The organism is Burkholderia sp. (assembly GCF_018375725.1).
Classification (GTDB): domain Bacteria; phylum Pseudomonadota; class Gammaproteobacteria; order Burkholderiales; family Burkholderiaceae; genus Burkholderia.
The window spans coordinates 1-9,237 of record NZ_JAHACR010000167.1 but is presented as its reverse complement, the minus strand read 5'-3'; the positions used below and the strand labels follow the sequence as shown (position 1 = coordinate 9,237).

Annotated in this window: 10 protein-coding genes; 3 read left to right on the top strand and 7 right to left on the bottom strand. The window is 68.4% G+C overall.

All coding sequences use genetic code 11. The features are described from left to right. Positions 1-517, top strand: a 517-nt coding sequence (locus KH616_RS16560; protein WP_292248249.1) for an alpha/beta hydrolase fold domain-containing protein, incomplete at its 5' end; no start/stop codon positions are given. A 145-nt stretch (positions 518-662) separates the two neighbouring features. Here the strand turns inward: KH616_RS16560 and KH616_RS16555 are convergent. Next, positions 663-2,678, bottom strand: coding sequence for an LssY C-terminal domain-containing protein (locus KH616_RS16555; protein WP_292248247.1), 2,016 nt, complete (start codon positions 2,676-2,678; stop codon positions 663-665). Between the two features lie 260 nt (positions 2,679-2,938). Next, positions 2,939-3,370, bottom strand: a complete 432-nt coding sequence (locus KH616_RS16550; protein ID WP_292248245.1) for an Lrp/AsnC family transcriptional regulator — start codon at positions 3,368-3,370, stop codon at positions 2,939-2,941. A 216-nt stretch (positions 3,371-3,586) separates the two neighbouring features. Between KH616_RS16550 and KH616_RS16545 the strand changes: the two genes are divergently transcribed. Next, positions 3,587-4,663: an ornithine cyclodeaminase gene (locus tag KH616_RS16545; RefSeq protein ID WP_292248243.1), complete on the top strand. Its 1,077-nt coding sequence runs from the start codon at positions 3,587-3,589 to the stop codon at positions 4,661-4,663. A gap of 190 nt (positions 4,664-4,853) precedes the next feature. On the opposite strand, the gene KH616_RS16540 is transcribed toward KH616_RS16545, so the two are convergent. The 5 genes from KH616_RS16540 to KH616_RS16520 form a co-directional block, all read right to left on the bottom strand. Next, entirely contained in the window at positions 4,854-5,021 is a 168-nt protein-coding gene (locus tag KH616_RS16540) for a hypothetical protein (protein ID WP_292248241.1), read from the bottom strand. A 102-nt stretch (positions 5,022-5,123) separates the two neighbouring features. Then, positions 5,124-7,010: a DUF3857 and transglutaminase domain-containing protein gene (locus tag KH616_RS16535; protein WP_292248238.1), complete on the bottom strand. Its 1,887-nt coding sequence runs from the start codon at positions 7,008-7,010 to the stop codon at positions 5,124-5,126. A gap of 225 nt (positions 7,011-7,235) precedes the next feature. Beyond that, the gene (locus KH616_RS16530) at positions 7,236-7,649 is read right to left on the bottom strand and encodes a DoxX family protein (protein WP_292248235.1); all 414 of its coding nucleotides are present in this window, start codon (positions 7,647-7,649) and stop codon (positions 7,236-7,238) included. Continuing rightward, the gene (locus KH616_RS16525; RefSeq protein WP_292248232.1) at positions 7,646-7,882 is read right to left on the bottom strand and encodes a hypothetical protein; all 237 of its coding nucleotides are present in this window, start codon (positions 7,880-7,882) and stop codon (positions 7,646-7,648) included. The genes KH616_RS16530 and KH616_RS16525 overlap by 4 nt, the downstream gene beginning before the upstream one ends. An 88-nt stretch (positions 7,883-7,970) precedes the next feature. Continuing rightward, positions 7,971-8,882: a LysR family transcriptional regulator gene (locus tag KH616_RS16520; protein WP_292248228.1), complete on the bottom strand. Its 912-nt coding sequence runs from the start codon at positions 8,880-8,882 to the stop codon at positions 7,971-7,973. Between the two features lie 129 nt (positions 8,883-9,011). Between KH616_RS16520 and KH616_RS16515 the strand changes: the two genes are divergently transcribed. Beyond that, the coding region (locus KH616_RS16515) for a pirin family protein (RefSeq protein WP_292248226.1) at positions 9,012-9,237 on the top strand (226 nt) is incomplete at its 3' end.

Below are 9,237 nucleotides of genomic sequence, written 5' to 3'. Positions count from 1 at the left end.
GGCGCTGCGCGGCCAGGGCTACGCGCCCGGGCGCATCCTTGTCGCGGGCGACTCGGCGGGCGGCGCACTCGCACTGGCGCTCGCCATCGCGCTGCGCGACCGTGGCGACGCCGTGCCGGCCGGACTGCTGCTGATCTCGCCCGTCACCGACGGCACGCTCGGCGGCGACACGCTGCGCACCCGGCGCGCGGACGACCCGATGATCCGCCGCGGCTGGCTCGAACAAGGGCTGAACTGGTATGACGCGTCCGGCGGCGACGCACCGCGCGGCCCGCTCGAGACCGACCTGCGCGGGCTGCCGCCGATGCTGGTGCAAGTCGGCGATCAGGAGATTCTGCTGTCCGACGCCACGCGGCTCGCGGATCACGCGCTCGCATGCGGCGTCGCATGCCGCCTCGAAGTGCACGCCGCGCGATGGCATGTGTTCCATCTGCAATCGTTCTATCTGCGCTCGGCACGCGACGCGCTGCGCACGCTCGCGGGCTTTGCGCGAGAACGGGCCGCCGTGCCCGGCTGACGGGCGCGCGTTCCGCTGCCGCGCGGTGATGCGGCAGCGGGTCGGCGTGCGCATGCGCGCATCACGGGCCTGGAACCGGAGCCGGGGCGCACGGCTTCAACCGCGTGGCGGCCCCGGCCGCCGCCGCATACGCCCCGCACGACCGTCAGCGTACGGGCGTCGAGACCAGCAGCACGTTCGCCGGTATCGCAGTCGCCCCCGGCGGCCGATGCACGACGACGGGATCGACCGCGAGCGCCTGCGCGATATCCGTCGCACGATCGATCGTCGTCGTCCGCACGATCGTCAGCAGGTGCGCGGGATGATGCAGCGTTTCGCGATACAGGGCGCCATACCAGAGCGCACGTGTGCCTTGCGCGTCGCGCAGCACGTACCGGTATCGCCACAGACGCAGCACCAGCCGGCTGTCCGGCCGCCGGGGATCGACGCGCACGAACACGCAGCGCGCGCTTTCGCTCTGCACATAGCGCGGCAGCACCGGCAACTCGCCGGGCGGCGCCTGCGGCAGCAGCCAGGCCAGCGCGGTCTGCCACGACCACGGCGTCGCGCGCTGCCAGCCGGCCTGTGCAAGATGCCGGTCGAGCGCGTCGGACGCCGCGCCCCATTGCAGCGGCAGCGATTCCTCGCGATAGCCGCCGATTTCGGTGCGCCGGGTCGGCACCGCCTGCCAGCCGCCTGCGGTCCACTGCTCGACCGTCATCGCGGCCACCTCGCGCGCGTGCCCGTGCAGCTCACGATCGCCCGGCCAATGCTGCGGCATCGTCCATACGCCGGCCGCGGCGAGCACCAGCGCGATCGCGGCCAGCGCGCCTTTCGGCTGAATCTCGTCGCGCACCTGCCAGTACGCGTAGATCCCCGCCAGCACCGTGAACCACGCAAGCCCCAGACTCCAGCCGCCAAGCAGGCCGGACAGCCAGGTCTTGCCGAGATACAGCCGCGCGAACCCGCCCAGCACGACCCACAGGACGACGGCGGTCGCCACGCTGCGGCGCCACAGCGCCGACTGTCCGAACGTCAACACCCAGCTCATGAAGCCGTATGTGACGACGCAAAACGCGGCGTCGCCGTCGGGCAGCGGGATGTGCATGCCGATGCCGCCCACCGGCGTATTGACCGGCAGCGTGCCGCCGCCGAACGTCGGCACGAGCACCACCGCGACGCCGACCGTTGCCATCCACCAGACGGCCGTCAGCCAGCAACGATGGATCGCGAGCCAGACGAGAAACGCCGCCGCGACGATCAATCCCGCGTTACGGCCGTTCAGCGCCGCGACGGCGGTCATCGCCATGTCGACCGGCGGTGTGCGCAGGTCCTGCAGGAAGCCGTACAGCACGGTATCGACGCGCATCAGCGGCGCGTTCGCGACCACATCCTCGACGATCACGGCAAATACCCACAGGCTGCCGACGAACAGCAGCGCGAGCGCCGCGAACGCACCGGGCACGCGCCGCCCGCGGCCAGCCAGCGCGCGAAGCAGCACGGCGACGCGCGGCCAGCGATGCGCGCACACGCGCGCCGCGCCCGACAATGCCCGCCGCAACAGCGGCGCGCCGCGCCGGATCGCGACGCGCACGCCGAACCAGACGGCGGTGACCAGCCCCGCAACGACGAGCAGGATGGCGGCAAGCCGCGCGCTGACGGCTTCCGCCAGCGTTGCCGAGGCCCCGAACAGGATTCCCGGGGCAATATGCGCCGGCGCCCATGCCAGCGCGGACACCACATTGACCGGATAGAACGACCGGCGCGGCAGGGACGCGCAGCCGACCACGACCGGCACGACCGCACGCACCGGCGCGAAGAAGCGCGCCAGCACGATGCTCTTCATGCCGTGGCGCAGCACGAATTGCTCGCCGCGCTCGTAGACGGTCAAGTGGCCGGTGCGCGCCCACCAGTCCCGCACATGGCTCCGGTACCGGCGGCCCAGCTCGTAACTGACGCCGTCTCCGGCGACGGCGCCGGCGGCCGCAATGAGCATCGTCGCCCAGCCGTCGAGCACGCCCGCGCCGATCAGCGCGCCGGCGGCGAACATCACGGCGCCGGCCGGCACCACGGTGCCGATCAGCGCGACCGATTCGGCACACGTGGTCACGAACACGACGGCGAGCGCAAGCATCGGATACGCGCCGATCACGCCAAGCCATGCGTGGACCGATGTGCTCATTCCGTGTCCCGCCGATCGTCCGGCGCTACGTGCGATATGCCCGGAGCCGCGGCGTGCGGTACGTCGGCAAGCTCGATCATCGCGCGCCTCCTCCATGGCTGACTCGACGTGTGATGCAGTTTAGCCCCGAACCGATGCATCCCGCGCCGGGCCGGCATCGCGTGAAAGGGTTCGGCGGCTTCCCGTCCATGCCTGCCGCGCGCCGCAGCAGATCGCGAGCCGCGCGGGACACACGGCCGGCACGATCAATGCGCCGCGGTTCACGCCTTGTGCGTCGACAGCAGGATGCTCGTCTCCGTATTCGCGATGCCGTCGATCAGCCGGATGGCCGCGAGCACGCGATCGAAATTCTCCAGCGAATCCGCGTGCAGTTCCGCGATCAGATCCCATCTGCCGTTGGTGCTGTGAATCGCCGTGACGTTCGGATGCCCACGCAGCACCTTCACCACTTCCGCCGCAAGGTTGCCCTCCACCGCGATCGACATCAACGCGCGAATCCGGTGCCGGTCGGCGGCGGGCTTCAGCCGTACCGTGTAGCCGACGATCACGCCGTTCTTCTCCAGCCGCGTGAGCCGGTTCTGCACGGTCGCGCGCGCGACGCGCAGCTGCTTCGCGAGCGCGACGACCGACAGGCGTGCGTTGCCGCGCAACAGTGCAATGAGCTGACGGTCAACGTCGTCAAGCGTAATCATCGATCCCACCTTTCCTTTGCGATCGCATCCATCCACAAGCCGGGAGCGCGGCCCGGTCCGAGCGGATCGAACTGGGCAAAGCGCCATTACTGGCTGGCATTTTGCAACGTTTATCGATAAATCTGCCAGTTTTGCTGGCTATTTGTTGGCTGACGTCACAGGAATAATGTCTCTATCGAGCGCCCCGCGCGCCATGCACAACCCGGAGACAGACACATGACCCGCTTCCTCGATGTTCCCGCCACCGCCCGGCTGATCGCACGCACGGGCGTCACGCGCTTCCTGAACGAACTCGTCGATACGCTGCACGCCGACTTTCTTCGCTGGACCGATTTCGACAAATCGCCGCGCGTCGCCTGTCATTCGCGTGACGGCGTGATCGAACTGATGCCGGTCGCCGATGCATCGCTGTTCGCGTTCAAGTACGTCAACGGCCATCCGGTCAATGCGGCGCGCGGCATGCACACGGTGATGGCATTCGGCGCGCTCGCCGAAGTCGATACCGGCTACCCGCTGCTGCTCGCCGAACTGACGCTGATGACCGCGCTGCGTACCGCCGCGACATCGGTGCTGGCCGCGAAGACGCTCGCGCGTCCGGACGCGCGCACGATGGCGCTGATCGGCAACGGCGCGCAGAGCGAGTTCCAGGCGATCGCCTTCCACACGCTGCTCGGCATCGAGGAAATCCGCCTGTACGACGTCGACCCGCGCGCGACCGACAAGCTCGTGCAGAATCTGGCCGCGTATCCGTCCCTGCGGATCGTGCGCGCCGCGTCGACGGCCGACGCCGTGCGCGGCGCCGACATCGTCACGACCGTCACCGCCGACAAGGCCTATGCAACGATCGTCACGCCCGACATGATCGAGCCGGGCATGCATCTGAATGCGGTCGGCGGCGATTGTCCCGGCAAGACCGAACTGCACGCCGATGTGCTGCGCATGGGCCGCGTGTTCGTCGAATACGAGCCGCAAACGCGCATCGAAGGCGACATCCAGCAGTTGCCGCCCGATTTCCCCGTGACCGAGTTCTGGCGCGTGCTGCGCGGCGAGGCAGCGGGCCGCGAAAGCGCCGGGCAAGTGACCGTCTTCGATTCGGTCGGCTTCGCGCTCGAGGACTATTCCGCGCTGCGCTACCTGTACGTGCTTGCGCAGCAGCACCACGCCGGCATCGAGATCGCACTGACCCCGCCCGCGGTCGATCCGAAGAACCTGTTCGCGCTGATCGACGATCCGTCCGCGACCGCGCCGTATCCGGTGTCGCTCGCCGCCGACACCGCCGTGTTCACACGCTGACCCGATCCGGTGCGGCGGCACGCCGCCGCACCGTCCATTCACGTCCGCCGCCGCCACGCAAGCGCTGCCGGATGCCGGCATGCGCGTGCATGTCCTCGGCGACCACGGCAGGTCCGACACGCCGGACGCCGCATCAGCGCCAGCCGATCGAACCCGCCGCGCGGCGGCCGCCGCTCAGCCGCTCAGCCGCTCAGCCGCTCAGCGCCTCGAGCCTGTCGATCAGCGCCGTCGCACACTGCAACGCCAAATCGGCGCTGCGCGCCGGATCCACCGTTGCCCCCGCCGTCAGCGTCCCCTGCACGATGCGGCCAAGCAGCTCCTTGGCCAGATCGGCGATTTCGTAATCTCGCTCGGTCATGATTCGCCTCCAGCGCGCCGACCGGCTCCGGCGGCGCACGATGTCCACGGCGGCGCGCGCGACTGTACCTGTTGCGGCTCGGCGCCGCACCCGCCGCCGTCCTTACTTCGCCCGCACGACAATCTGCGCCTGCGTATCGCGCGCCATGCGTTCGAGCGACGGGCGCATCGCGTCGAACGCGTCCGGCGCGCACACCTGACGATCGAAACGCGCACGCATCCGCCGCGTGATCTGCACGACATGCGCATCCGCATCGAACACGTAGTGCGACGCGAAATCGAAAAAGCGATCCCGCACCGCCGTATCGACCGGCAAATCAGTCAGCACGACGCCCGGCGGCAATGCGATCTGCGCGGTCTCGGCGAAGTCGCCGCCGATGCACACCCACGACTGCGTGCGTTGCCGCTCCGCGAGCCAGCCTTGCACCTGCGTCGCGATCCCGCCGGCCAGGCTCGACAGCGCGGGCACCGCGGTCGTGCCGTCCGGCCATACGACAGGGTCGAGCGTGCCGGTCATCGTGACGCGAAACGGGCCGGTCGTCGCGTCGCGATCGCTGGTCACGAGCCGGGCCGTGCCGCGCAGGCCGCTTTGCCGCAGACGCTCGACGGCGATCTGTTGCATGCGTTCGCGCGTCGAATGACGGAAAAGGTTGCGTTCCACTTCAGCCGTCCAGCCGTCGTCCTCGACATAGGACTGGTAGTGCGCCACGCTGCCCGCCTGCACTGCGTCGATCTGCAACCGTGCACTGCGGGCGCGCGATTCCGTCGGCGGCGTACGCGACAGCACGCCCGTATCGACCAGCAATGCAGGCCGGTCCATCACGACCGGCGGCAGATAGCCGAACGCGATGCCGCGCGTGGTCGTATCCGCATAAAGCCCGAGATCGGGCAGCCAGGTGATCGCGTGATTGATCGCGCCGCCGCCGTAGCCCGGGACGGACGGCAGCGTATAGACCGCGCCGAGATTGAGCAGCACCGGCTCGCTGCGAATGCCGGCCGCCGCGAGCAACGCGCCGAACAGCGCGACGTGATCCTTGCAGTCGCCATAGCGGTTGCGCAGGATGTCGGTCACGCGATGCGGCGCCGCGGCCGTCTCGCCGAGAAACAGCGCGACATAGCGAACGTTCGCCTGCATCCAGTCGTACAGGATGCGTGCCTTGTCGCGCGGATCGGCGGCGCCCGCGGTCAGGGTCTGCGCCAGCCGCACGACCGCGGGATCGGATGCGCCCGGATCGACCGCCGATGCGCGATAGCGCGCAGCGAACGCGGCAAAGTCGGGCAGCGTCGACACCATCAGCCGGTCGCCGTCGGTCGCATCGGCGACTGCGCCGTTTTCGATACGGGGATACGGGCCGTGACGGTAGGCGAATGCATAGCGCGTGCGGCCGTTCTCCGTGACCGGCGGCAGCGCGACGTAGCCGCGCGCGTCGGCATGCAGCGGCATGTCGGCGGGCAGATCGAAGATCAGGCGCTGGCTGTCGACCGGCTCGCGCGACGGTTCGACGAAATAGGCAAAGTAACCGGGATTGAGCGGCCTCGTCCGCACCTTGCGGAACGCGACGCGCGTGCGTGAGCCCGCTTCGACGCCGGGAAACACGACCGTGCGCAGCACGCCGTTCTGGAATGTCGGCGCCCCGGCCGAACGCGGCTCCTGCACGTCGCGGATCGCGTCCGGGCCGACCGCATGCGCGACACCGTCGCGATCGATCGTCTCGGCGGCCAGCAGTTCGACCCGCTCGATATCCCTGTCGAACCAGACGTAGCGTTGCGCGATCGCGTCGATACCGCTCGCGGTGTTCGCGCGCAGTGTCGAATCGTCGTGCTCCTCGAGCGATCCGTCGCGCTGAATCACGAACAGGTGGATGTCGCTTTCGAGCGTGACAGGCGGCACGTCGTCCGCGTCCGCGTCCGGCACGGGCGCCGATGCGCGTGCGCCGGACACGAACAGGCCGACGCAGACAACCCCCAGCAGCCGAACGATGAAGCGCATCGCGTCGAACCTCGCAGCGCGGTTGACGATCCGGGCAGCGGCACGCTGGCCGCGATCGCATCCAGACTACGCCAATTGCGCGGCAATCGCAGTGCGCCGCGTCGCATGATCCGGGCCGGGAGACGCCGGCGGCACATGAACGAAAAACCGCGCCCGAAGGCGCGGCGGTGTGTCCCGGCGCGTGCGCAGCGTCCGGCTTGCGCACGCGCCGCGCGGCGGATCGCCTTACTTCCGGTCGACCGAATACTTGCCCGGCCCGATCAGCGCCAGCAGCAAGAGGCCACCGCTGATGCTGACGTTCTTGTAGAAGTCGATCATCGCCAGGTACTGCTCCATCCCGTGCATCGCCCAGTAACGATGGCCGATCAGCGCGGTGACGAACGTATAGACGGCGAGCGCCAGCGCAATCGGCCGCGTGAAGAAACCCGCGACAATCAGCAGGCCGCCACCCAGCTCGACGGCCACGGCGATCAGGGCCGCCAGCGTCGGCATCGGCACGCCTGTCGACGCCATGTATCCGACCGTGCCCGCAAACCCGGCCAGCTTCTCCCAGCCGAACAACACGAACAGCACCATCAACAGCACACGTGCGAACAACAGCATGCCATCCTTTTGCGATTCCAGCGAAATGTACCTCATAGCAATGACCCCAGATAAAAGTGAAAAGCGTTGACTGGCGCAAGACGATGGCAACAGACCACGACATCCCGCGCTTCGACAAAGAACATCGACCGCACCGCGCCCGGATCGTCATGGCGACCATCCGAATGCGTCTCGATCTCCTGCGCCCGACCTGCTGAGTCAGGCGACCGGATCTCGTAAAGCATTGATGCGTAGTCTACTGACACATACAGATTGATCAACGAGGTCAAATGAGATTCGGTGTCACGCCTGAGTGGACAATCACGCGCCGACTGACCATCCGCGCGTGCGAACGTGCGCCGCACGCGCGTCCGTCCGTTACGTCGCGTGCGGCCCGCTCGCCCGAACCGCGTCGCGCCCCAGACGCTCCGCCAGGAAGTTGATGAAGGTGCGCAGCGTGACGAACGCCTCGCGATGGCGGGGGAAGACGGCGTTCAGGCGCAGCGGCAACGGTGTATAGGGCTCGAGGATCGGCACGAGCGTGCCATCGTCGAGCGCCGGCCCGACGATGAATTGCGGCAGCAAGGCGATGCCCAGCCCGGCAATGGCGGCATCCCGCAGCACCTCGCCGTTGTTCGCCAGGAGCGGCCCGTGCACGTCGATCGTGCGGCGCGCGCCGTCGATATGGAATTCCCAGCCGGCGCGCCCCTCCCGCCCGTACGGCAGGCACACGTGAGCGTCCAGCTCGGCGGGCGTGGACGGCACGCCGTGGTCGCGCCGGTAAGCCGGGCTGCAGCACACGACCATCGGCCACTCGCCCAGGCTGCGCGCCACCAGCGACGAATCCTCGAGCGGGCCGATCCGCAGCGCGAGATCGAAACCCTCGCCGATCAGATCGACGCGCCGGTCGCTCAGATCGACGTTGAGCCGGACCGCCGGATGCGCCACGAGGAACTGCGCGATCAACGGCGACAGATGGCTGATGCCGAACGACAATGGCGCGCTGATCCGCAACGAACCGTGCAGCTCGGTGCGCCGCACCGACATCGCCTGCTCCGCGTCCGCGACTTCCGCCAGGATGCGCTGGGCACGCGCGTAGAACTCGTGTCCCGATTCCGTGACGGCCAGCTTGCGTGTATTGCGGTGCAGCAGCCGCACACCCAGCGACGCCTCGAGCGCCATCGTGCGCCGGCTGACGAACTGCTTCGACAGCATCAGCTGGTCGGCCGCGGCCGTGAAGCTGCCCGCATCCACCGTCGCGACGAAGATTCGGAGGTCGTCTAATTCCATGATTGTCCACCAGAGTGTGACGGTGATTATCGCTTCCCGTGTTTATTTGTCAAACGGATTGACATAAGCTGTCTTCAACGGTCGGCCGCGCCCATCTCCGGAGCGCCGGCGATCCACAGAGAAACCATCATGTTCGAAATCAGAGCAGCAAATCAGCGTGGCCGCGCCGAGCACGGCTGGCTCAGTTCCCGCCACACGTTCTCGTTCGCCAACTATTACGATCCGAAGCAGGTCGGCTTCTCCGACCTGCTCGTGATCAACGACGACCGCGTCGCGCCCGGCGGCGGGTTCGGCAAGCATCAGCATCGCGACATGGAAATCCTGTCGTACGTGCTGGACGGCGCGCTCGAACACC

Excerpts from the sequence above, each read along its gene's own strand:
- KH616_RS16555 (WP_292248247.1), bottom strand. The coding sequence starts at position 2,678 with ATGAGCACATCGGTCCACGCATGGCTTGGCGTGATCGGCGCGTATCCG.
- KH616_RS16550 (WP_292248245.1), bottom strand. The coding sequence starts at position 3,370 with ATGATTACGCTTGACGACGTTGACCGTCAGCTCATTGCACTGTTGCGC.
- KH616_RS16545 (WP_292248243.1), top strand. The coding sequence starts at position 3,587 with ATGACCCGCTTCCTCGATGTTCCCGCCACCGCCCGGCTGATCGCACGC.
- KH616_RS16540 (WP_292248241.1), bottom strand. The coding sequence starts at position 5,021 with ATGACCGAGCGAGATTACGAAATCGCCGATCTGGCCAAGGAGCTGCTT.
- KH616_RS16535 (WP_292248238.1), bottom strand. The coding sequence starts at position 7,010 with ATGCGCTTCATCGTTCGGCTGCTGGGGGTTGTCTGCGTCGGCCTGTTC.
- KH616_RS16530 (WP_292248235.1), bottom strand. The coding sequence starts at position 7,649 with ATGAGGTACATTTCGCTGGAATCGCAAAAGGATGGCATGCTGTTGTTC.
- KH616_RS16520 (WP_292248228.1), bottom strand. The coding sequence starts at position 8,882 with ATGGAATTAGACGACCTCCGAATCTTCGTCGCGACGGTGGATGCGGGC.